This is a genomic window from Amycolatopsis ponsaeliensis (assembly GCF_030182635.1).
In the GTDB taxonomy this organism is placed as follows: Bacteria; Actinomycetota; Actinomycetes; order Mycobacteriales; family Pseudonocardiaceae; genus Amycolatopsis; species Amycolatopsis ponsaeliensis.
The window spans coordinates 46479-66445 of sequence record NZ_JAPZLD010000040.1 but is presented as its reverse complement, the minus strand read 5'-3'; the positions used below and the strand labels follow the sequence as shown (position 1 = coordinate 66445).

Sequence of the window (19967 nt, the reverse complement as noted above, 5' to 3'; positions counted from 1 at the left end):
AGCGAGCCGGCGCCGGGCCGCCTCTGTCGAAAGGTACAACCGGCGTGGCGCCTTTCGGCTCGGGAACTGCCGTCCTGCGCGCGATGCCGCGGAACGTCCCGGGAGGAGACGGTGGAAGCACACCGCTTCCGTCGTGAAAGGACAGTCTCCTGTGTTCGTCGCCTGGAGGGACCTGAAGTTCGCCAAGGGGCGGTTCGCCTTGATGGGGACCGTGGTCGTGCTGATCACCCTGCTGGTCGGCTTGCTGTCCGGCCTCACCGCCGGCCTGGGGCAGCAGAACGTCTCGGCGATCACCGGGCTGCCCGCCGACAAGATCGTCTTCGGCGGTGGCGGGGAGAAGCTCTCGTACGCCGATTCGGCCGTCACCGCAGGGCAGCAGCGGCAATGGGCCCACACCCCGGGCGTCTCCGCGGCCGAGCCCCTGGGCATCACGACGGTCAAGGCCACCGCCGGCGGCAAGAGCACCGGGGTTTCTGCCTTCGGCGTCGAGCCAGGCTCCGGTCTCGCGCCGGACAGCGGAAAGCTCGACGACCACTCGGTGGTCCTGTCCGGGCCGGCGGCCGACGACCTCGGCCTGCGCCCCGGCGACCACGTCACCCTCGGCGGGCACGAGCTGGCCGTGGCCGCCGTGCGGGGCGACGCTTCCTTCAGCCACCTGCCGGTGATCTGGACGAGCATCGGGACCTGGCGGACGCTGGTGCCGCCGGCCGGCGACGCGACCGCGACCGTCCTCGCGCTGACCACGTCGTCCGATGTGGACACTGTGGACACCGCGGCCACCGATCGCGCGGCGGGCACGAAGACGGTGGCGACCGGCGACTCGCTGTCCGCGATCGGCTCCTACAGCTCCGAAAACGGCTCGCTGCAGCTGATGCGCGGTTTCCTGTTCGTCATCTCCGCCCTCGTCGTCGGGGCGTTCTTCACCGTGTGGACCATCCAGCGCAGCGGGGACGTCGCGATCCTCAAGGCCCTCGGCGCCGGCACCGCCACGCTCGTGAAGGACGCCCTCGGCCAGGCTGTCGTCCTCCTGGCCGGCGGCACGCTGATCGGTACCGGCCTCGCGGTGGGTCTCGGCGCCGTCCTCGCCGGTTCCGCCGTGCCGTTCCGGCTCGACCCGGGCACGGTGCTGGTCCCCGCGGCCGTGCTGATCGCCCTGGGCGCGCTCGGTGCCGTCCTCGCCGTGCGCCGCATCACCTCCGTCGACCCGCTGACCGCCCTGGGGAGTGCCCGATGAGCCTCGACCTGTCCGACGTCACCCTGACCTACCCCGACGGCGACTCCCGCCTGACCGCGCTCGACCGGGTCAGCCTGCACGTGCCCGCCGGCACCGTGACCGCCGTGCTCGGGCCGTCCGGCTCCGGCAAGTCCAGCCTCCTCGCGGTCGCGGCCACGCTGATCACCCCGGACACCGGGACGGTCGTCGTCGACGGCGTCGCCACCGCCGGGCTGTCCCGGGGTGAGCTGGCCGAGCTGCGCCGCCGCAAGGTCGGCATCGTCTTCCAGCAGCCGAACCTGCTGCCTTCGCTCACCGCCGCCGAGCAGCTGGAGGTGCTGGCGAGGCTCGACGGCCGGTCGCCGGCGAAGGCCCGCGAACGGGCCGCGGACCTGCTGGCCGCCGTCGGGCTGGGCGACCTGGCGGGGCGGCGTCCCCACCAGCTCTCCGGTGGCCAGCGGCAGCGCGTCAACGTCGCTCGCGCGCTGATGAACACCCCGGGTGTCCTGCTGGTCGACGAGCCCACCAGCGCGCTGGACCACGACCGGGGCGCCGCGATCATCGACCTGATCACCCGGCTCACCCACCAGCAGGCGACGGCTACTGTGCTGGTCACCCACGACCGGAGCCACCTCACCGCGGTCGACCGGATCACCGAAGTCCGCGACGGACGCCTGACCTTCCCCACGGCCACGAATGCCGTCTGACCTCGGCCTCGCCCCGGCCGTCAACGACCCGGCGGCCACACGAGTCCACTGTGGATGGCGAGGTGACGCCCGGCCTGGACGGAGGTGCGGTAGCGAGCCGTGCGCGAGTCCGCTTAGATTTGTTCCGGTCGGTACAGATGTGCTACGGTCGAGGCATGGCGGCCACGCAGGACACTCCGATGGGCAGGCCGAGGGAGTTCGACCTCGAGCAGGCGCTGGATCGCGCCATGGAGGTCTTCTGGCGGCAGGGGTACGAGGCGACCAGCCTCGCCGACCTGACTGCCGCGATGAAGATCGGCAAGCCCAGCCTGTACGCCGCCTTCGGGAACAAGGAGCAGCTGTTCCGCAGGGTGCTGGAGCGCTACACCGCAGGCCCGGGGTCCTACGCGGCCCGCGCTTCGGCGGAGCCGACGGCGAGGAAGGTGGTCGAGGCGTTCCTGAGGGGAACGGTCGAGGCCACGACCCGGCCGCACTGCCCGCAAGGATGCCTGGGTGTGCAGGGTGCGCTCGCCGCCAGCGATGACGGGGTGGTGGTGCACGACCTGCTGGCGGACTGGCGAGACGGTGTGCGCGCCGATCTCGAGGTCAGATTCCGGGTCGCTCTCGCGGAGGGTGATCTGGCGAGCGACGCCGATCCGGCGCGCCTGGCCCGTTATGTCATGACGCTCTCGTTCGGCCTGGCGGTCCAGGCGGCCGGCGGAGTGGGGCCGGACGAACTTCTCAAGGTCGTCGACGAGGTCCTGCTCGGCTGGCGGTCGTAGCGGCGCTCACGACCGACCGCCCGGGCGACGACGTGTGTCCCACTTCTGTACTGAATGGAATAAAACTATGAGTCGAGGAAATGACGACGGTCGCCCGATCGGTGTCGGCGTCGTCGGCCTGAGTGCGAGCGGCGGCTGGGGAGCCGGCGCCCACCTACCGGCGATGGCCGCGGCCGGCGGATTCGAGCTCCGTGGTCTCGTGGCGAGTTCCGAGGCCTCGGGGCGTGCCGCGAGCCAGGTGCACGGCGCACCCTCGTACGCCTCGGTCGAGCACCTGGCCGCCGCCGACGACATCGACCTCGTCGTCGTCACGGTGAAGACCCCTCGGCACCGGGAGCTCGTCCTGCCCGCGGCCGCCGCGGGGAAACCCGTCTTCTGCGAATGGCCCTTCGCCGTCGATCACCGCGAAGCGGAGGAACTGGCGGCCGCGGCCGCGGGGCTGCGCACCTTCGTCGGCCTGCAGGGGCGGTCCTCACCTTCCTTCCGTTGGCTGGCGGACCTCGTGGCGGAGGGGTACGTCGGCACCGTCCTCTCCGCGACGGTCCTGTCGGCCGCCGCGGAATGGGGCGCCCCCGTCTCGGAGCGCACGCGCTACGTGCTCGACCGGGATCAGGGAGCGGCGATGCTGGGCATCGCGTTCGGCCACGCCATCGATCCGGTGCTCATGGTGCTGGGCGAGCTGCGCGACGTGGCCTCGACGACGGCGACGCGCCGTCCCGAGGTACCGCTCGGCCGTACCGGACGAGTCGTACCCATGACAGCGGCCGACCAGATCGCGATCTCCGGATCGCTGCCGGGCGGCGCCGTCCTGTCGGCCCACCAGCGAGGTGGCACGGCTTCAGGTCCCGGGTTCTCGGTCACGATCGACGGTACCGAGGGGACTCTCGAGGCCACCGCGGCCGACCATCCCCACATCGCGCCGGTGACAGTGCGCGGGGCGCGCGGCGGCCGGCCGCTCGCGGAGTTGACGCTGCCTGCCGGGTACGACGCGTTCCCCGGGCTCGCCGGATCACCCATCCACACCCTCGCGCACGCCTACGCCGGTATCCGCGAGGAAATGCTGGGAGGCAAGGGTTTCGTCCCCGGCTTCGCCCACGCGGTCAGGCGTCACCGCCTCCTGGACGCGATCTCGGACTCCGCTGCCACCGGGCGCCGGATCTCCCTCACCTCGAAGGACGGATCTTGACCTCTCCCACCGCGACTCTTCCCGATACGTCCAAGCCGGAGTCCTGGGCCGGCGTCTTCGCGTTCGTCATGTCCCAGGCGATCGACACGGACGTCCGCCAGGACAAGCAGTTGCGCGCGCCAGGACCGCTGAAGATGCCCATCCTCGCCATCGGTGGCGAGAAGGCGCTGGCCGGAGGTGTCGGTGCACACCGGTCACGCTCGCCATTGGCCGGAATGTATCGCTCGATGTCGCTCAAGCCACTCACGACCGCACGTCCTGATCCTCAGACTGGCTGGTACCCGAAACCACCCAGTCGAGGAGCGCCATGGCAAGCACCGACGAGATCGCGGCGGAGTCCGCCACCGACTGGGAGCTGATCCGGTCCGGTCCCGAGTTCACCGAGCTCAAGCGCCGGCTGCGCCGGTTCGTCGTCCCGGTGACGGCCGGTTTCCTCGGCTGGTACGTGCTCTACGTGCTCTTGGCGGACTTCGCCCACGGCTTCATGGCGACCAAGGTCATCGGAAACGTGAACGTGGGACTGATGCTGGGCATCCTGCAGTTCGTCTCGACCTTCGTGATCACCGGCCTGTACCTGCGTTACGCGGCCAGGAGGCCCGGATCCCCTCGCGGAGCGGATCCGGGCCGAGCACGAAGGGACGAGCCGATGAGCGACCCCGTCCTCAACATCGGCATCTTCGCGGTGTTCGTCGTCGTCACGTTGATGATCGTCGTCAGGACCCGCCGTCGTGGCGCCACGACGTCGGACTTCTACACCGCGGGGCAGGCGTTCACCGGGCGGCAGAACGGGATCGCCATCGCGGGCGACTACCTTTCCGCGGCTGCCTTCCTCGGGATCAGCGGCGCCGTCGCGACTTACGGGTACGACGGTTTCCTCTATTCGATCGGGTTCCTCGTCGCGTGGCTGATCGCGCTGCTGCTCGTCGCGGAGCTCCTGCGCAACACCGGCCGGTTCACGATGGCCGACATGCTGAGCTTCCGGCTCAAGCCAGGTCCCGTCCGCACGGCGGCCGCGCTGTCCACACTCATGGTGAGTTTCTTCTACCTCCTGGCGCAGATGAACGGCGCGGGCGGGCTCGTCGCCCTTCTGCTCGGGGTGACCGGACGCGCCGGGCAGGCCGTCGTGGTCACCGTGGTCGGCGCGCTCATGGTGCTCTACGTCCTGATCGGCGGCATGAAGGGCACGACGTGGGTGCAGATCGTCAAGGCCGTCCTGCTGCTCATCGGGGCGTTCGGCATGACCGTCTGGGTGCTGCTCCGGTACGGGTTCGACTTCTCGGCTCTCCTGCACTCGGCCGTGGAACGCGGGGGAGCCGGCGGGGAAGCGCTGCTCGGGCCGGGTAAGCAGTACGGCGCGACCGGTCTGTCCCGAGTGGACTTCCTGTCCCTGGGGATCACGCTGGTCCTCGGGACGGCGGGACTGCCGCACGTGCTGATGCGCTTCTACACCGTGCCCGACTCGCGCGCCGCCCGGCGGTCGGTCGCGTGGGCGATCGGGCTGATCGGCGTGTTCCTGTTGTTCACCCTCGTCCTGGGGTACGGCGCGGGTGCGCTCGTCGGGCCGGAGAAGATCGCGAACTCGCCCGGCAAGGCGAACTCGGCGATCCCGCTGCTGGCCCAGACTCTCGGCGGGCCCGTCCTGCTCGGGCTCATCGCGGCGGTCGCCTTCGCGACGATCCTCGCTGTGGTCGCCGGGCTCACGATCACCGCGTCCGCTTCCTTCGCCCACGACCTCTACGCGGGTGTGTTGCGGCGCAAGAACCCGCCGGACGCGAAGTCGGAGGTCCGGGTGGCGCGGTGGGCCGCGGTGGTCATCGGGCTGGTCGCGATCGCCGGTGGCATCGTCACCAACGGCCAGAACGTGGCCTTCCTGGTGTCCCTCGCCTTCGCGGTCGCCGCGTCCGCCAACCTGCCGGCGATCCTGTATTCCCTGTTCTGGAAGCGGTTCACGACCACGGGTGCGCTGTGGAGCATCTACGGCGGGCTCACCGTGACGGTGGGGCTGATCATCTTCTCCCCGGTGGTTTCCGGGACACGCACGTCGATCTTCCCCGGCGCGCACTTCGACTGGTTCCCGCTGGCCAATCCGGGGCTGGTCGCGATCCCGCTCTCGTTCCTGCTCGGGTACCTCGGCACCGTCCTGTCGGCGAAGCGGTCGGATCCGCAGAAGTACAGCGAACTGGAAGTCCGGGCCCTGACCGGAATCGGTACCACCCCAGGAAGTGATTCATGAACCTCACCCGCGCCGTCGCGCCGGATCCGTATTCGCTGCTGCCCGAGTGCGACTCGTTCACGCTCAAGTCCTCGGATGTGGAGGACGGCGGCCAGACGCCCCAGGAGCATGTGCTCGACGGCGGCAACCGCTCCCCGCGGCTCGCCTGGGCCGGATTCCCGAAGGAGACGAGGGGGTTCGCCGTCACGTGTTTCGATCCGGACGCGCCGACGCCGTCGGGCTTCTGGCACTGGCTGCTCCTCGATCTCCCCGCCTCGGTCACCGGCCTCGAGCAGAACGCCGGTGCGCCGGACGCGTCCCTGCCGGCGGGGGCTTTCCAGCTGCGCAACGACTTCGGCTCCCTCGGCTACGGCGGTGCGGCTCCGCCGCCGGGGGACCGGCCCCACCGCTACTACTTCGCCGTCCACGCCCTCGACGTCGCCCAGGTCGGCGTCGACCGGGACGCGAGTCCGGCCGCGGCATCGTTCTCCCTGGTTTTCCACACGCTGGCCCGGGCGCTGATCGTGCCCGTCTACTCACGCTGATCAACCTGTGAAAGGAACATCGCTGACATGATCGACCCCGGACGTCACCTGCAGATCGGCTCCCTGCTGTTCGAGGGCCTCGACCAGATCGACCTGACCGGTCCGTTCGAAGTGCTTTCCCGGATCCCCAACTCCACCTACCGCGTCTTCGGCAAGACCACCGAGCCGGTCCGCGACATCAAGGGCCTGCGCCTGACGGCCGACGCCACGCTCGCCGAGGCGCCGCAACTGGACGTGCTGCACGTGCCCGGCGGGTTCGGCCAGGAGAACCTGATGGCCGACGACGAGGTGCTCGGCTGGCTGCGTACCCAGGCCGCCGGCGCGACCTGTGTGTTTTCGGTCTGCACCGGCGCGTTGCTGCTGGGGGCAGCGGGCTTGCTTCGTGGGCGGCGGGCGACGACGCACTGGTCCGCCTTCGAGCTGCTGCCGTACTTCGGGGCGGAGGCGGTGGACGAGCGGGTTGTGGTCGACGGCGACTGGGTGTTCGCCGCCGGGGTGACCGCCGGGATCGACGGCGCCCTGCGCGTCGCCGCGGATCTGCGCGGCGACGAGGCGGCGCAGACGATCCAGCTGCACATGGTCTACGCCCCCGAACCGCCGTTCGACAGCGGTACCCCGCACACGGCGCCGGCGGAGATCGTTTCCCAGGCACGGAAGGCGGTCGAAGGCATCACGGCCCAGCGCACCGAAACCGCCAAGCGGATCGGCAAGGAGCTCGGCGTCGACTTGTCGTCGCTCAGCTGACCGGCGCGCGGAAGGCCCGGCGGTAGTCCGAAGGGGACAGATGGACCAGATCGCGGAACCGGCGGCGGAAGGCCACTGTGGACTCGAACCCGCAGCGCCGGGCGATCTGGTCGATCGGGAGGTCGCAGGTCTCGAGCAGCTGCCGGGCCCGGGTGACGCGCTGCCGGGTCAGCCACTTCCAAGGCGAGGTACCGATCTGCGCTTGGAAGTGGCGGCCGAACGAGCGGGGGCTGTAGCCGATGTGGTGGGCCATGTCGGCCACCGTCAGCGGCTGATCCAGCCGCTCGTCCAGCCAGACGAGCAGGTCGGCCATGTCGATGTTGGTGGCGGCCGGGTCGTCGTGCTCGATGAACTGCGCCTGGTCGCCGGCGCGGTGCGGGGCGATCACGCTGCGGCGGGCGATCTTGTTCGCGTACTCGGCGCCGAAGTCCTCGCGGACGATGTCGAGGCAGAGATCGATCCCGGCCGCGACCCCGCCGGAGGAAAGGAGGTTGCCGTCCCGCACGTAGAGGACGTTCGGCTGCACGGTCGTTTCCGGGAAGAGCCTGGTCAGTTCGTCGGTGACGGCCCAGTGGGTCGTCACCTCGCGTCCGTCGAGCAGGCCGGCGTGACCGAGGGCGAAGGCGCCGGTGCAGATGGACACGACGCGGGCCCCGCGGTCGACGGCACGACGCAGCGCGGCCACCGTCGCCGGGCCCAGCGGTTCAGTGATCGGTTCGTACCCCGGGATCACCACCGTGTCCGCCGCGTCGAGCAGCTCCAGTCCACCGTGGACACCCAGCGGAACGCCGATCCCGGTCCGCACCGGCTTCCCGTCCGCCGAAGCCACGTGGAACTCGTAGCGCACCGGCTCGGGGTCGCGGTGCCGGTGCCCGAAGAACTGGGCGACCGCACCGAAGTCCAGCGCGACCACGCCCTCGAGCGCCAAAGCGGCTACGCGATGCATGGCCGGAATTTAACACCTGATACCGATTCCGCCAACCGGGAAGGTCGCCATGGATGTCCTCGAACTGACTCGCCGGCTGGTGTCCCTCGACACGGCCGGCCACAACGAAAACACCGCCGTCGCGCTGCTGGCGCCGATCCTCGAGTCCGCCGGGTTCCGGCTCGACGTGGTGGAGCACGCGCCCGGCCGGGGCACGCTCGTCGCGGAATGGGAGATCGACCGGCCGGAAGCGCCGCTGTGCCTGTCCGGGCACCTGGACACCGTGCCATTCGGTGCGGCGCCGTGGCAACGCGACCCGCTGGGCGCCGAGCTGGACGGCGACCGCCTGCACGGTCGGGGGACGACCGACATGAAGGGTGGCGTCGCGGCGATCGTCGTCGCGGCCACCCTGGTCGCCGCCCACCGGCCGGCCCGGGCGGGGCTGCGCCTGGTGCTGACCGCGGCCGAGGAGGCCGGTTCGGAGGGCGCCGCCGCGGCCGCGACCCGGCTGGCGGGCAGGCCCAGCGGACCGCTCGTGATCACCGAACCCACCGACAACGTCGTCGCGTTCGGGCACAAGGGAGCCTTGTGGCTCTCCGCCCAGGCGCACGGCGTCACCGCGCACGGGTCCATGCCGCACCTCGGCGACAACGCCGTCACGAAGCTCGCCGGCGCCGTGACCCGGATCGACGGCACCGAGTTCGCGGAGGCCGACCACCCCGCGATGGGCCGCCCGACCCTGAATGTCGGCACGTTCCACGGCGGCCTCAACGTCAACTCGGTGCCCGACCACGCGGAGGCCCGGGTGGACGTGCGGAGCATCCCGGGTCAGGAGCACGACGCCATCCGCGCGAGGTTGAGCGAACGCGCCGGACCCGGCGTGACGCTGACGCCGCTCGTCGACCTCCGTCCGGTGTGGACCGACCCGGCCGGCACCTGGGTGACGTCGGCGGCCGAGACGGCGCGTGCGGTCACCGGCGCCCCGGCGGCCGCACCGCGGGCGATGTCGTTCTTCACCGACGCGTCCGTCCTCACCGAGGCGCTGGGCTCGGTGCCGACGATCATCTGCGGCCCGGGAAAGCCCGAACTCGCGCACGCCACGGACGAATGGTGCTCCGTCACCCGCATCCGCGAGTCGGTCGAGATCCTCGAGCGGCTGAGCCGTGACTGGTGCGGCCTCTGAGGGAGGACGACCGTCAGGAGCCGGATCGGGGCGGCTGGAGGAGCCCGGCCACCGCGCTGACCACCGCGGCCCGGCGGGCGGCGAGGTCGTCGAAACCGAACTCCGGCTGCAGGGCCTTCAGGGACCAGGCGGCGCTGTCCCAGCTGATCACCACGCCGATCACCATGGCCATGAGCTCCGCCGGGGGGATGTCGGCGCGCAGCTTGCCCGCCTTCTGAGCGGCCGCGATCGCGACGACCCGCGCGCGGTATCCCGCGACCTCGGGCTCGAAGGACTGCTCTCGCTCGAGCCCGGCCCAGAGGTAGAGCCGCCGGATGTGCGGCCACTTCTCCAGGCGGTCGAACAGGTCGCCGGCGTAGCCGATCAAGTGGTCTTCGGTGAAGGGGATCGAGGCCGCGAGCTCCAGGAAGGCGTCGCCGACCACCTTGTCGAACAGCTCTTCCTTGCTGCCGAAGTGCATGTAGATCGACCGCTTGTTGGCCGCGGCCGACTCGGCGATGCGGTCGATCCTGGCGCCGGCCAGGCCGTGGGCGGCGAACTCGGCGACGGCCGCTTCCCTGAGTCGTCGCTTGGTCTCCGTGGCGTCGGGTGGCATGGGCTCATCGTACATAACCATCCAGGTGTTTACAGTCCGGCCCGCCTCAGGTATGAATGTAACCAGTTACTTACCTACGAAGGAGTGGACATGAGTCGCACCTGGTTCATCACCGGCACGTCCTCCGGCTTCGGCCGGGAGCTCACCGAACAGCTGCTCGCCCGGGGGGACCGCGTCGCCGCCACGGCGCGACGGCCGGACACCCTGGACGACCTGGCCGCACGCTACGGCGACCGGCTGTGGCGGGGCCGCCTGGACGTCACTGACACGACGGCGTTGCGCGAGGTCGTCGACCGCGCGTTCGCCGAGCTCGGCCGGATCGACGTCGTGGTGTCCAACGCCGGCTACGGGCTCTTCGGGGCGCCCGAAGAACTCGCCGACGAGCAGATCGACCGGCAGATCGCGACCAACCTCACGGCCTCGATCCAGCTCGCCCGCGCCGCCACGCCGCACCTGCGCCGTCAAGGCGGCGGACGCTACATCCAGGTCGCCAGCGTCGGCGGGCAGATCGCCTTCCCGGCCATGAGCCTCTACCACGCCACCAAGTGGGGGATCGAAGGGTTCTGGGAGTCCTCCGCGCCCGAGCTCGCGCCGTTCGGCATCCGCGTGACCCTCGTGGAACCCGGCATGGCCCGCACCAACTTCGGCGCCGGCGCCGCCGTCCTGGGCGCGCCGCTGCCCGAATACGCCGACGGCCCGTCCGGGCAGCTGCGACGCGTGTTCTCCGGCGAACTGCCGCCGCTGCCCGCACCCGGTGACCCCGCCAAGATCGCGGCGGCCATCATCGCCTCCGCCGACCAGGCCGAGCCGCCGTTCCGGCTGACCCTGGGCTCCGACGCCTACGCGCTGGCGACCGCCGCACTACGCGACCGCCTCGAAGCCCTGGAGGTCGGCCGAGGCCTCGCCTATTCCACCGACGCCGACGACGCCGCCCAGGCCCTCACCCACTGAAGGAGCTCGTCATGTTCGACTTCACCGGCAAGACCGTCCTCATCACCGGCGCCTCCGGTGCGCTGGGCACCACGCTGTCCGTCCAGTTCGCCCAGGCAGGCGCGAACGTCGTCGCCGCGTCCCGTAGCCGATACGACGAAGTCGCCGAGAAGGCGGGCGGCAGGAGCCTCGGCGTCCGCCTCGACGTGACCAGCGAGACCGAGTGGGCCGAGGCGGTCGCGCGGACCGAAGAACACTTCGGACCACTGGACGTCCTGGTCAACAACGCCGCCTACCTGCGCATCGGCAACGTCGAGAGCATTCCGCTCGAGGAGTTCCGGCGCGTGGTCGACACCAACCTCACGGGAGCGCTGCTCGGCATCCGCGCCGCCGCGCCGTCGATGCGCAAGGCCGGCGGCGGCGCGATCGTCACCGTCAACTCCATCGCCGGTCTCACCGCCGCGCCCGAGCTCGTGGCCTACAGCAGCAGCAAATGGGCGCTGCGCGGCCTCATGCGCGCGGCGGCCAAGGGGCTGGCCCGCGACAACATCCGCGTCAACTCGGTTCACCCGGGCATCATCGAAACGCCACTGGCCTACGCGCCCGACGGCAGCGCGATCGTCCCCGTCGGCAACCTCGCCGTCCCGCGCAACGCCGCCCCCGAAGAGATCGCCGGCTTCATCATGTTCGCCGCGTCCGACCAGGCCCGTTTCGCCACCGGCGCCGAACTCGTCGCCGACGGCGGATACGGACTCGGCCCGCTCGACTGACGTACGTGGGCGACGGCCTCGCTACGACTGCGCCGACCCGGCCGCGCGGGCGACCCGCTCCAGCTTCTCGCGGTACTCCGCCCGCGTGTCCGCTTCCAGCTCGGGCAGATTCGACGCCCCTGCCCGCAGGCCGATGGCGCCGTCGATGTGTTCACGGACGATGTCGGCGTGGCCGGCGTGCCGGTTGATCTCGGCGATCACGTGCACCAGCACCCGGTGCAGCGTCGTCTCGCGGCGCTCCGGCGGCCACCAGGGGACCACGCCGATCGCGTCCAGCGGGTTCGACTCGATGGTCTCGTCCGCGAACGCCCAGACGCGCCGGTAGAGCCCGACGATGTCGTCGTGCGACTCGTCCTCGGACGCCCAGAAGTCGGCGCTGGGGTCGTCGTCCATGTCGTCGTACCACGGGATCGACTCCGGGAACTTCCGGCCGAACGTGGCGCCGAAGTGACCGAGCTCGACACCGGCCATGTGCTTGACGAGGCCGAGCAGGTTGGTCCCGGTGGGCGTCATCGGGCGGCGCATGTCGTACTCGGAAAGGCCGTCGAGCTTCCACACCAGCGCGTCGCGCGCCGCTTGGAGGTATCGCCGCAGATCGGTCTTGGGATCGGAGTCGGTCATGCGGGGAAGTTACCAATCGGCCGCGTCGTGGAAGGATGCCGGTTCGGCGGGGATTCGTTGGGACATCAGGCAGAACTCGTTGCCTTCCGGATCCTCCAGCGCCACGGATGAACAGGATGTCCGGACTGATCGTCGCAGTCGATGATGATGTCGCCCACGCGGCTCGTCACGGGATGGGAGCGTATCGGGATGGACCACGCTCCGCCTGCTGCCGCGCGGTTTCCGCGGCAGGTAAACCTTTTCGGCGTTCCGGGCGTGTACGGCGGGACAGGGGAGGTTCGATGGTGGTGGACGGACCGGGGAGACCGCCGGACGAGCCGACGGTCGCCGAAGTACAGGCGACGCGGCTGTGGCTGGCCCGGCGCGGCGTCGCCGCGGACCGGCTGACGCGGCTGCTGGCGCTGCGTGTCGGGTCTCGCTTGCTGGCCCGGCGGTCGTACGCCGCTTACGGCCTGCTCCTGGGCGCGGTCTGGGGCATCGTGATCCTGCCGCCGGTTCCGGTGCCGGCCCGGTTCGTGGTGGTCGCCGCGGTCTACGCCGCCTTCCCGGTGCTGCAGTGGGGCCGGGTCCGCCCGCGCGAACGCGTCGCCGCTCGGCTGGCACCCGCGGGCGCCCGGCCGTCGTTGCGGGCAGCGGCCGCGCAGGTGGGGTGGTGGTACCTGGCGTCGGTGGTGATCACGTTCGGCGGCGGCGCGGTGCTGTGCGCCGCGACGTTCGTCTCCAGCCCGGCGGCCGGCGCGGGCTGGACGGCGGGATTGGCGCTCGGGGCCGCCGGCGTGGCGCTGGTCCTCGTCCCGGCGCTGCGTGCCCCGGTGATCGCCGAGGACGAGACATCGCTCGGCGTCGACGCGGCCTTGCGTGCCCAGGCCGCGCTGCTGTTCGCGCAACCCGCGGGGTTCACGGTCCTCGCCTGGATCGACTTCGCCACGACCTGGCCGTCCGTGCCGCCGTGGTTCCCGCTGCGGGTGGGGTACACCGTCCTGGTGTTGGCGACGCTGGCCGCTGCCGCGATCTCGTTCCGGTTCCGGTACCGCCGGCTGCCGTCCGGCAGCTACGGGACGGTGGCCCGGTGGTGACGGACCGGCCGGCCGCCGGCTGGTCAAGTACGGCGTCGGGGTGCCGACGCTGACCGACCTGCCGGCGTTGCGCCTCGGCTTTCGTGGTGGCGCACGGCCGCCCGGGTCGTGGCGGTGGATCGTCCCGGCGATCCTGGTGGTGACCGCCGCCGATGTCGGTTACGTGTCCTTGGCGTTCCTGCCCGGCGTCCGCGGCGACGAACTGACCGGCGGTGCGTACCTGTTCTTCCTCATGATCTTCCTGCAGCTGTCCCTCTGGGTGCGGGTGCGCGACCGCCAGGCGCGGGCGCTGCTCGGGACATCGCGGCGCTGCTGGTCACGTTCGGCGGAGGCGTCGCACTCATCGTGACGATCTTCGTGACGACACCGTTCCGGACGTACGCGTGGAGCTGGCTCGGTCTCCTGGCGCTGGGCGGTGTCGTCACGGCGGTGGTCCTGACCGGCATCCTCCGGCGGCCGGTCATCGCGGAGGACGAGACGTCCTTGACGGTGGACGCCGCCGTGCGGCTCCAGGACCTGCGGATCCCGATGCCCGCGGTCTACGCGGTGCCTGTGGCCTTCGACCCGATGACCGGCAACGCGCAGCCGTCGGGGTACGCGCCGTGGCTGATCGGGTACGCGTCCCTCGCGGTGGTGACGCAGGCCGTCGCCGGCTTCGTGAGTTGGCGGCGGAGCCGGGCGATCCTGTCCGGCGCGTAGGCGTCAGGAACGAAGGATGCGCAGGCCGGCGCGGATTTCGCCGACCAGGATCTCGGGCTGTTCCAAGGCCGCGAAATGCCCGCCTTTGCCGGCCTCGCCGTAGTGGATCAGATTGCGGTAGGTGTCTTCGATCCAGCTTCGGGGCAGGCGTGGGATGTCGCCCGGGAAGACGGTCACCGCGACCGGAAGCGTCAGCTTCGGGCCGGCGAACGTGAGCGATTTGTTCTCCCAGTAGATGCGGGCGGACGACGCCGCGCTGTTGGTGAACCAGTAGAGGGATATCGCGTCGAGCATGTCGTCGGTGCTGAGGGCGTCCTCGGCGAGCCCGTGGTTGTCGGTCTTGGACTGGAACTTCTCGTAGATCCAGGCGGCCTGGCCGGCGGGGGAGTCCGCCAGGGCGAATCCGACGGTCTCCGGCTTCGTGCCCTGAAGGTGGTTCGACCCACCGAGATCGCCGGCGTAGAGAGCGAGGGTCTCCACGGCGTGGCGCTGTTCGGGAGACAAGGTGTCGGGTATCCGCGCGGGAAAGGCGTACTGGGTGTTCAGATGAATTCCGAGAAGCCCCTCAGGCTGCATGGCCCCCAGGGCGGTGGTGACGACGGCACCCCAATCGCCGCCTTGCGCGGCCCATCTCGGGTAGCCGAGACGCTTCATCAGCTCCACCCACGCGTCGGCGATGCGCGACACGGTCCACCCGGTCTCCGCGGGCTTCTGGGAGAACCCGAACCCGGGGAGCGACGGGACGACGACGTCGAAGGAATCGGCGGCGTCTCCTCCGAACGAAACCGGATCGGTCAGCGGGCCGATCAGCTTCAGGAACTCGACGATCGAGCCCGGCCATCCGTGCGTGAGCAGCAACGGCATCGCGTGGGGGTTCTCGGACCTGACGTGGATGAAGTGGATGTCCAGCCCGTCGATCTCGGTCAGGAACTGCGGGAAGCGATTGAGCTCGGACTCGAAGCGCCGCCAGTCGTAGCCGTGCTTCCAGTGGTCGACCAGGGATCTGGCGTTCGCCAGGCGAACCCCTTGCGACCAGTCGCCCACGGTTTCCGGGTCCGGCCATCGAGTTCTGGTCAGTCGCTGCTTCAGGTCGTCGATCTCCGAATCCGGGATCGAGACGGTGAACGGGCGGACGAGCGGCGTCGGTGCGGTCATCGGCTTCCCTTCGTTGCACACTGGTGTGCAACGTACTTCATTGCACACCAGTGTGCAATCATGGTTGCCGTGCCCGCCGAGTCCTCCCGTGTGCGCTCGATGAACGAGACGCGCGATCGCATCCTCGACGTCGCCCTCGACCTGCTGGGGGAGAATCCCGACGCCGGAATGGGCGACATCGCCTCCGCTGCCGGCGTCGTCCGTCGCACGGTCTACGGTCATTTCCCCTCGCGCCTCGACCTGGTTCGGACGCTGATGGAACGGGCCGTCACCGAGATGACAGCCGTGCTCACCGACGTCAACGCCGCTGGCGCGGAAGCGGACGCGATGTGGGTCGAATTCGTTGCCCGCGTCTGGCCGGTGGCGCACCGGTACCGAGTGCTGTTGGCGCTGCGTCGTGGCGAGTACGGCGAGGCGATCCACGGCCTGCTCGGGCCCGTCGACGAGCTCCTCGCCGACCTCGTGAAGAGGGGTCAGGACGGCGACGTGTTCGCGCGGCACCTGCCGGCGGGCATGCTGAGCCAGGTCGCCTACGGCGTCGTGTTCGCCATCGCGGACAGCGACCTGTCGAACGGAACCCTCGGTGCCCGGGCGGCGACGATCACGACCCTGCTGATGCTGGGAGTTCCCGAGACGCGCGCGATCGCTCTCGCGGGCGACCGGTTCTGATTCGGGGCCGGCACCGATCGGATGTCACCCAGGGCCGTCGATGCGGGTGAGCACTGCCTGCGAGATCCGGTGAAGTGCTCGCAGGTCGTCAGGGGCGAGAACGTCGACGAACAGGCTCAGCACCTGCGCAACGTGTCCGGGTGCCGCTTCCGCGAGGTAGGCGTAACCCGCGTCGGTCAGTACTGCTCGCGTATAGCGCCCGTTTTCCGGGTCGGGCTCGCGGTAGACGAGTCCGCGCTTCTCGAGCCGTCCGATCAGGTGCGACAGCCGGGACAGTTCCGTGTTGGCCAAGACGGCGAGTTCGCTCATTCGCAGCGAACGCCCGGGCTGGTCGGACAGGTGCGCCAGCACGTAGTACTCGATGAAGCTGAGCTTCGAGTCCTGTTGCAGCTGCGACTCCAGCGCGGCGGGCAGCCTCTGGAGGAGCTTCATGAACCCGCGCCACGCCGCGAGCTGGTCGTCGGTGAGCCAACGAGGCTCGGACGCTTCTCGGGTAGGCATGGCAGGAGTGTACTGACTTGAACTTTCAAGTCGAGGTGGCTAGGTTGACTTGAAGATTCAAGTCAGACCGACTCCGGAGGTACCACCATGAGCGACCTGAAGCTCGCCGTCATCCTCGGCAGCACCCGCCCCGGCCGCAAAGGCGCGGCGGTGGCGGACTGGGTGCTGACCAAGGCCAAGGAGCGCACCCGCGCCGACTACGAACTGATCGACCTGCTCGACTACCCGCTGCCGCACCTGGACGAGGCCGTGCCGGCGAGCCGGGGTGCGTACGCCGGCGAGCACACGAAGGCCTGGGCCGCCAAGATCGGCGAGTACGACGGATACGTCTTCGTCACCCCGGAGTACAACCACTCCACGTCGGGGGTGCTGAAGAACGCCATCGACTACCTCTACGCCGAGTGGAACAACAAGGCTGCCGCCTTCGTGTCGTACGGCGCGCTCGGCGGAACGCGGGCGATCGAGCACCTGCGGGCGATCGCGAGCGAACTGCAGCTGGCCCACGTGCGCCAGCAGCTGTCGTTCTCGTTGTTCTCCGACTTCGAGAACTTCTCGGCGTTCACGCCGTCCGCGATGCACGACGACGCCGCGACCGTCCTCTTCGGACAGCTCGAGTCCTGGGCCGGCGCGCTCAAGACCGTCCGGAGCTGAGACGTCGATGAAGCTCTACGCGCTCGAAGAGCACTTCGTCACCGACGACGTGGCCGACGCGTGGCGGCGGCGCGACCCCCGGCTCACCGAGCCGATGATGAAGTGGGCCGTGGCCAGTGAGATCACTCCGGCGCTGCTGGACCTCGACGGCGGACGCGTCGCCGCCATGGACGACGCCGGGATCGACACGGCCGTGCTGTCCCTCACGACGCCGGGCCTGCAGAACCTCGGCGCGGCGGAGGCGGTTGCCTTGCAGGCGCCCACGAACGACCTCCTCGCCGCCGCCGTGCGCCGTCACCCCGGCCGGTTGGAGGGGTTCGCGACGCTGGCCACGCCCGCACCGGCGGCCGCGGCCGACGAACTGCGGCGCGCGGTCGGCGAACTCGGTCTCAACGGTGCCCTGGTCAACGCGAACTCCGGCGGCCGATCGCTGGACGCGCCGGAGTTCTGGGACATCTACGAGGCCGCCGAAGACCTGCGTGCCCCCGTCTACCTGCACCCGAGCGTTCCGGTCGCGGCCGTCACCGAGGCCTACTACCGCGGTTTCGGCACGCCGGTGGACGACATGCTGGCCACCGGCGCGTTCGGCTGGCACTACGACGCCGGGCTGACCGTGCTCCGGATGATCCTCGCCGGCGTCTTCGACCGGTTCCCCGATCTCCAGCTCATCCTGGGGCACTGGGGCGAAGTGGTGTTGTTCTACCTCGATCGCGTGGCGGCCATGGACAAGCTCACCGAACTGCGGCGTCCGCTCGTGGAGTACTTCCGCACCAACATCTTCATCACTCCCGGCGGCATCTCCAGTCACAAGTACCTGCGGTGGAGCCTGGAGACGGTCGGGGCGGAGCGGATCATGTACGCGTCCGACTACCCGTTCAACCGTGAGCGCGCCGGATCCGCACGGCACTTCCTGGAGGATGCGCCGGTGAGTGAGGCGGACCGCGAGCGGATCGCTCACCGGAACTGGGAGGAGCTCGTCGCCGGCATCCGCCGCTGATGTCGCTCGTCACACTACTTCACTAACCCATCGGTGCGGGCATCGTGATCGCCGCGGTGTTCAACACCGTGCTCGGTGCCGTCGACGACGACGAGGTCGGCTCCGCTTCCGGCGTCCTGTCCGCGGTCCAGTCGATCGGCGGCTCGGTCGGCGTCGCGGTGTTCAGCACCGTGTTCTTCGCCGGCGCCTTCACCGGCCAGGTCGCCGAGAGCTTCCGCGACGCCCTCGTGGTCCAGGCGATCGTCATCGCACTGTTCCTGCTCATCTCGCCCCTGTTCCCCCGTCGCGCCCGCCCCGATGAGACGGACGTCGCCGCCGGCACGACCCCGGCGGACAGCGTCGACGCACGCTTCTAGCCCAGTGGCGTTCCGCGGCAGTCCAGGTGGCGTAGCTTCGGGGGATGCGGATCGGCGAACTGTCCCGGCGCACGGGCGTGAGTGCGCGTTCTCTGCGGTACTACGAGGCGCAGGGCCTGCTGACCAGCGTTCGCTCCGAGGCCGGGCAGCGGCACTACTCCGACGCCGAGGTCCAGCGCGTGTCCCTCATCCGGCAGCTGTTCGACGCGGGCCTGTCCAGCCGGGTGATCGCGACGGTGCTGCCGTGCGTGGAGACGCCCGGCGACGCGGGTGTCGTCGACTTCGCGTTCGCGACGATGAAGCGCGAGCGCGACCGGATCGACGCCGAGATCGCGCACCTGGCCGAGTCCCGGGACGCGCTCGACGTCCTCCTCGACGCCAACAGCCGCCACCGGGCGCAGCTGGCCTGACGCTGTGAGCCCCGCCTCAGCCGGTTGCCCTTGACACCGGTGTGAGCGGTGACGATGGCCGCAGTGCCCGGAAGCGCCGGGCCGGTCGTCGGAAGGCAGCGAAAAATGGGACAGGCATGGGGTTTCGGCAGGTACGGCGGGCCGGAGGTGCAGGAGTTCTTCGACCGTCCCGATCCCGCGCCCGGTTCCGGTGAGGTGCTGATCCGGGTCGACGTCGCCGGCGTCAACCCGCTCGACCACCTGCTGCGCGCGGGCCTGGTCCCCGGGCTCGACGGCGGGCGTCCGTTCCCGCTCGTGCTGGGGATGGAGGCCGCGGGCACCGTTCTCGCCCTGGGGGAAGGCGTCGACGGGCTCGAGGTGGGGGACGCGGCTTTCGGGTTCGCGCTCACCGGCGGCGGCACGTACGCCGAGACGACGGTGCTGTCGGCGCCGAACACCGCGCGCATCCCGGCGGGCCTGCCCGCGACGGTGGCGGCGACGCTGCCGATCGCCGGGACGACCGCGGTGGACGCGCTCGACCAGCTCGGCCTCCCGGCCGGTGCCACGATCTTGGTCAACGGAGTCGGCGGCGGCGTCGGCCTCGCCGTCGCCCAGCTGGCCGCGGCGCGCGAGCTGCGAGTGATCGGCACCGGCAGTGCCGCCAAGCGCCAGTACGCCGAGGCCGCCGGAGTGCGGTTCATCGACTACGCCGCCGAGGACGTCCTCGCCGCGGCCCGTGAGCTGGTTCCGGACGGCTTCGACGGGATCGTCGACCTGGTCGGCGGCGGCTCGCTGCGAGCGGTGGCCCCGTTGGGGCGCGACCCGCGCAGTGTTATCGCCGTGGGCGATCAGACTGTGTCCGAGATCGGCGGCCGGTTCGTCGAGCGGCGCCTTGACCGCACGAACTTGGAGCGCGCCGCGCAGTTGGCGCTCGAGGGAGTTCTCGCACCGGCGATCACCGCGGTCCACTCGTTGTCCGATGCGCCGGCCGCCTTGGCCACCGTCGAGAATGGGCATGCCGCGGGGAAGGTCGTCATCAAGGTCGCCTGAATGACCTTTGTGGACCGTCGGGTGCCGCCTGG

The 19967-nt window shown here is 70.4% G+C and carries 24 protein-coding genes and 1 pseudogene; 20 read left to right on the top strand and 5 right to left on the bottom strand.

Annotation, left to right across the window (positions count from 1 at the left end):
* The first annotated feature begins 151 nt into the window (after positions 1-151).
* The 7 genes from QQ657_RS41905 (at position 152) to QQ657_RS41875 (ending at position 7368) form a co-directional block, all read left to right on the top strand.
* Entirely contained in the window at positions 152-1234 is a 1083-nt protein-coding gene (locus QQ657_RS41905) for an ABC transporter permease (protein WP_284747921.1), read from the top strand.
* A complete protein-coding gene (locus tag QQ657_RS41900) occupies positions 1231-1920 on the top strand; it encodes an ABC transporter ATP-binding protein (RefSeq protein WP_284747920.1) in 690 nt (229 codons plus the stop codon). The genes QQ657_RS41905 and QQ657_RS41900 overlap by 4 nt, the downstream gene beginning before the upstream one ends.
* A gap of 155 nt (positions 1921-2075) precedes the next feature.
* A complete protein-coding gene (locus QQ657_RS41895; RefSeq protein WP_284747919.1) occupies positions 2076-2681 on the top strand; it encodes a TetR/AcrR family transcriptional regulator in 606 nt (201 codons plus the stop codon).
* 67 nt (positions 2682-2748) lie between these two features.
* Complete coding sequence (locus QQ657_RS41890; RefSeq protein WP_284747918.1) at positions 2749-3867, top strand: Gfo/Idh/MocA family protein; 1119 nt, start codon at positions 2749-2751, stop codon at positions 3865-3867.
* A gap of 307 nt (positions 3868-4174) precedes the next feature.
* On the top strand, positions 4175-6100 hold the full coding sequence (locus QQ657_RS41885) for a monocarboxylic acid transporter (protein ID WP_284747917.1): 1926 nt from the start codon (positions 4175-4177) through the stop codon (positions 6098-6100).
* Positions 6097-6624: a YbhB/YbcL family Raf kinase inhibitor-like protein gene (locus QQ657_RS41880; RefSeq protein ID WP_284747916.1), complete on the top strand. Its 528-nt coding sequence runs from the start codon at positions 6097-6099 to the stop codon at positions 6622-6624. Before QQ657_RS41885 ends, QQ657_RS41880 begins: the two co-directional genes overlap by 4 nt.
* Positions 6625-6651: 27 nt before the next feature.
* On the top strand, positions 6652-7368 hold the full coding sequence (locus tag QQ657_RS41875; protein ID WP_284747915.1) for a DJ-1/PfpI family protein: 717 nt from the start codon (positions 6652-6654) through the stop codon (positions 7366-7368).
* Here the strand turns inward: QQ657_RS41875 and QQ657_RS41870 are convergent.
* Positions 7361-8314, bottom strand: coding sequence for a GlxA family transcriptional regulator (locus QQ657_RS41870; RefSeq protein ID WP_284747914.1), 954 nt, complete (start codon positions 8312-8314; stop codon positions 7361-7363). The two genes, QQ657_RS41875 and QQ657_RS41870, sit on opposite strands and share 8 nt — an antisense overlap.
* Positions 8315-8363: 49 nt before the next feature.
* Between QQ657_RS41870 and QQ657_RS41865 the strand changes: the two genes are divergently transcribed.
* A complete protein-coding gene (locus QQ657_RS41865; RefSeq protein WP_284747913.1) occupies positions 8364-9476 on the top strand; it encodes a M20 family metallopeptidase in 1113 nt (370 codons plus the stop codon).
* Between the two features lie 13 nt (positions 9477-9489).
* Here QQ657_RS41865 and QQ657_RS41860 read toward each other — a convergent pair whose 3' ends face one another.
* The gene (locus QQ657_RS41860; RefSeq protein WP_284747912.1) at positions 9490-10071 is read right to left on the bottom strand and encodes a TetR/AcrR family transcriptional regulator; all 582 of its coding nucleotides are present in this window, start codon (positions 10069-10071) and stop codon (positions 9490-9492) included.
* Between the two features lie 90 nt (positions 10072-10161).
* On the opposite strand from QQ657_RS41860, the gene QQ657_RS41855 reads away from it, so the two are divergent.
* Both QQ657_RS41855 and QQ657_RS41850 read left to right on the top strand, forming a co-directional pair.
* Positions 10162-11022: an SDR family oxidoreductase gene (locus QQ657_RS41855; protein ID WP_284747911.1), complete on the top strand. Its 861-nt coding sequence runs from the start codon at positions 10162-10164 to the stop codon at positions 11020-11022.
* 11 nt (positions 11023-11033) lie between these two features.
* Positions 11034-11771, top strand: coding sequence for an SDR family NAD(P)-dependent oxidoreductase (locus QQ657_RS41850; RefSeq protein WP_284747910.1), 738 nt, complete (start codon positions 11034-11036; stop codon positions 11769-11771).
* A 21-nt stretch (positions 11772-11792) separates the two neighbouring features.
* Here the strand turns inward: QQ657_RS41850 and QQ657_RS41845 are convergent, their stop codons facing one another.
* Positions 11793-12392, bottom strand: a complete 600-nt coding sequence (locus QQ657_RS41845; RefSeq protein ID WP_284747909.1) for a DinB family protein — start codon at positions 12390-12392, stop codon at positions 11793-11795.
* 281 nt (positions 12393-12673) lie between these two features.
* Between QQ657_RS41845 and QQ657_RS41840 the strand changes: the two genes are divergently transcribed.
* Genes QQ657_RS41840 through QQ657_RS41830 form a run of 3 tightly spaced genes read left to right on the top strand, consistent with a single transcriptional unit; the run spans position 12674 to position 14167 of the window.
* Positions 12674-13468: a hypothetical protein gene (locus tag QQ657_RS41840; protein WP_284747908.1), complete on the top strand. Its 795-nt coding sequence runs from the start codon at positions 12674-12676 to the stop codon at positions 13466-13468.
* Positions 13469-13508: 40 nt separating this feature from the next.
* Positions 13509-13817, top strand: coding sequence for a hypothetical protein (locus tag QQ657_RS41835; protein WP_284747907.1), 309 nt, complete (start codon positions 13509-13511; stop codon positions 13815-13817).
* Positions 13814-14167, top strand: coding sequence for a hypothetical protein (locus QQ657_RS41830; protein ID WP_284747906.1), 354 nt, complete (start codon positions 13814-13816; stop codon positions 14165-14167). The genes QQ657_RS41835 and QQ657_RS41830 overlap by 4 nt, the downstream gene beginning before the upstream one ends.
* 3 nt (positions 14168-14170) lie before the next feature.
* Here the strand turns inward: QQ657_RS41830 and QQ657_RS41825 are convergent, their stop codons facing one another.
* Positions 14171-15322 carry an epoxide hydrolase family protein gene (locus QQ657_RS41825; RefSeq protein WP_284747955.1) on the bottom strand — a complete coding sequence of 384 codons (1152 nt, stop codon included), beginning with the start codon at positions 15320-15322 and terminating at the stop codon, positions 14171-14173.
* A 60-nt stretch (positions 15323-15382) separates the two neighbouring features.
* On the opposite strand from QQ657_RS41825, the pseudogene QQ657_RS56840 reads away from it, so the two are divergent.
* Both QQ657_RS56840 and QQ657_RS41820 read left to right on the top strand, forming a co-directional pair.
* Positions 15383-15511, top strand: a pseudogene (locus tag QQ657_RS56840) (hypothetical protein); the annotation flags it as partial.
* Positions 15512-15577: 66 nt separating this feature from the next.
* Positions 15578-15991 (top strand): TetR/AcrR family transcriptional regulator, encoded by a 414-nt coding sequence (locus tag QQ657_RS41820; RefSeq protein ID WP_284747958.1) that lies wholly within the window; start codon positions 15578-15580, stop codon positions 15989-15991.
* Between the two features lie 24 nt (positions 15992-16015).
* On the opposite strand, the gene QQ657_RS41815 is transcribed toward QQ657_RS41820, so the two are convergent.
* Complete coding sequence (locus QQ657_RS41815; protein WP_284747905.1) at positions 16016-16492, bottom strand: MarR family winged helix-turn-helix transcriptional regulator; 477 nt, start codon at positions 16490-16492, stop codon at positions 16016-16018.
* A gap of 87 nt (positions 16493-16579) precedes the next feature.
* On the opposite strand from QQ657_RS41815, the gene QQ657_RS41810 reads away from it, so the two are divergent.
* From QQ657_RS41810 to QQ657_RS41790, 5 genes are all read left to right on the top strand, one after another.
* Complete coding sequence (locus QQ657_RS41810; protein ID WP_284747904.1) at positions 16580-17143, top strand: NADPH-dependent FMN reductase; 564 nt, start codon at positions 16580-16582, stop codon at positions 17141-17143.
* A gap of 7 nt (positions 17144-17150) precedes the next feature.
* Entirely contained in the window at positions 17151-18140 is a 990-nt protein-coding gene (locus tag QQ657_RS41805) for an amidohydrolase family protein (protein WP_284747903.1), read from the top strand.
* A 44-nt stretch (positions 18141-18184) separates the two neighbouring features.
* Positions 18185-18496, top strand: coding sequence for an MFS transporter (locus QQ657_RS41800; protein WP_284747902.1), 312 nt, complete (start codon positions 18185-18187; stop codon positions 18494-18496).
* Positions 18497-18540: 44 nt separating this feature from the next.
* Entirely contained in the window at positions 18541-18906 is a 366-nt protein-coding gene (locus QQ657_RS41795; RefSeq protein ID WP_284747901.1) for a MerR family transcriptional regulator, read from the top strand.
* 105 nt (positions 18907-19011) lie between these two features.
* A complete protein-coding gene (locus QQ657_RS41790) occupies positions 19012-19935 on the top strand; it encodes an NADP-dependent oxidoreductase (protein WP_284747900.1) in 924 nt (307 codons plus the stop codon).
* Positions 19936-19967 lie beyond the last annotated feature (32 nt).

What these genes read in the sequence shown, in the direction of transcription:
- QQ657_RS41900 (WP_284747920.1), top strand. Translation starts at nt 1,231, where the DNA reads ATGAGCCTCGACCTGTCCGACGTCACCCTGACCTACCCCGACGGCGAC.
- QQ657_RS41895 (WP_284747919.1), top strand. Translation starts at nt 2,076, where the DNA reads ATGGCGGCCACGCAGGACACTCCGATGGGCAGGCCGAGGGAGTTCGAC.
- QQ657_RS41890 (WP_284747918.1), top strand. Translation starts at nt 2,749, where the DNA reads ATGAGTCGAGGAAATGACGACGGTCGCCCGATCGGTGTCGGCGTCGTC.
- QQ657_RS41885 (WP_284747917.1), top strand. Translation starts at nt 4,175, where the DNA reads ATGGCAAGCACCGACGAGATCGCGGCGGAGTCCGCCACCGACTGGGAG.
- QQ657_RS41880 (WP_284747916.1), top strand. Translation starts at nt 6,097, where the DNA reads ATGAACCTCACCCGCGCCGTCGCGCCGGATCCGTATTCGCTGCTGCCC.
- QQ657_RS41875 (WP_284747915.1), top strand. Translation starts at nt 6,652, where the DNA reads ATGATCGACCCCGGACGTCACCTGCAGATCGGCTCCCTGCTGTTCGAG.
- QQ657_RS41870 (WP_284747914.1), bottom strand. Translation starts at nt 8,314, where the DNA reads ATGCATCGCGTAGCCGCTTTGGCGCTCGAGGGCGTGGTCGCGCTGGAC.
- QQ657_RS41865 (WP_284747913.1), top strand. Translation starts at nt 8,364, where the DNA reads ATGGATGTCCTCGAACTGACTCGCCGGCTGGTGTCCCTCGACACGGCC.
- QQ657_RS41860 (WP_284747912.1), bottom strand. Translation starts at nt 10,071, where the DNA reads ATGCCACCCGACGCCACGGAGACCAAGCGACGACTCAGGGAAGCGGCC.
- QQ657_RS41855 (WP_284747911.1), top strand. Translation starts at nt 10,162, where the DNA reads ATGAGTCGCACCTGGTTCATCACCGGCACGTCCTCCGGCTTCGGCCGG.
- QQ657_RS41850 (WP_284747910.1), top strand. Translation starts at nt 11,034, where the DNA reads ATGTTCGACTTCACCGGCAAGACCGTCCTCATCACCGGCGCCTCCGGT.
- QQ657_RS41845 (WP_284747909.1), bottom strand. Translation starts at nt 12,392, where the DNA reads ATGACCGACTCCGATCCCAAGACCGATCTGCGGCGATACCTCCAAGCG.
- QQ657_RS41840 (WP_284747908.1), top strand. Translation starts at nt 12,674, where the DNA reads ATGGTGGTGGACGGACCGGGGAGACCGCCGGACGAGCCGACGGTCGCC.
- QQ657_RS41825 (WP_284747955.1), bottom strand. Translation starts at nt 15,322, where the DNA reads ATGACCGCACCGACGCCGCTCGTCCGCCCGTTCACCGTCTCGATCCCG.
- QQ657_RS41820 (WP_284747958.1), top strand. Translation starts at nt 15,578, where the DNA reads ATGGAACGGGCCGTCACCGAGATGACAGCCGTGCTCACCGACGTCAAC.
- QQ657_RS41815 (WP_284747905.1), bottom strand. Translation starts at nt 16,492, where the DNA reads ATGCCTACCCGAGAAGCGTCCGAGCCTCGTTGGCTCACCGACGACCAG.
- QQ657_RS41810 (WP_284747904.1), top strand. Translation starts at nt 16,580, where the DNA reads ATGAGCGACCTGAAGCTCGCCGTCATCCTCGGCAGCACCCGCCCCGGC.
- QQ657_RS41805 (WP_284747903.1), top strand. Translation starts at nt 17,151, where the DNA reads ATGAAGCTCTACGCGCTCGAAGAGCACTTCGTCACCGACGACGTGGCC.
- QQ657_RS41795 (WP_284747901.1), top strand. Translation starts at nt 18,541, where the DNA reads ATGCGGATCGGCGAACTGTCCCGGCGCACGGGCGTGAGTGCGCGTTCT.
- QQ657_RS41790 (WP_284747900.1), top strand. Translation starts at nt 19,012, where the DNA reads ATGGGACAGGCATGGGGTTTCGGCAGGTACGGCGGGCCGGAGGTGCAG.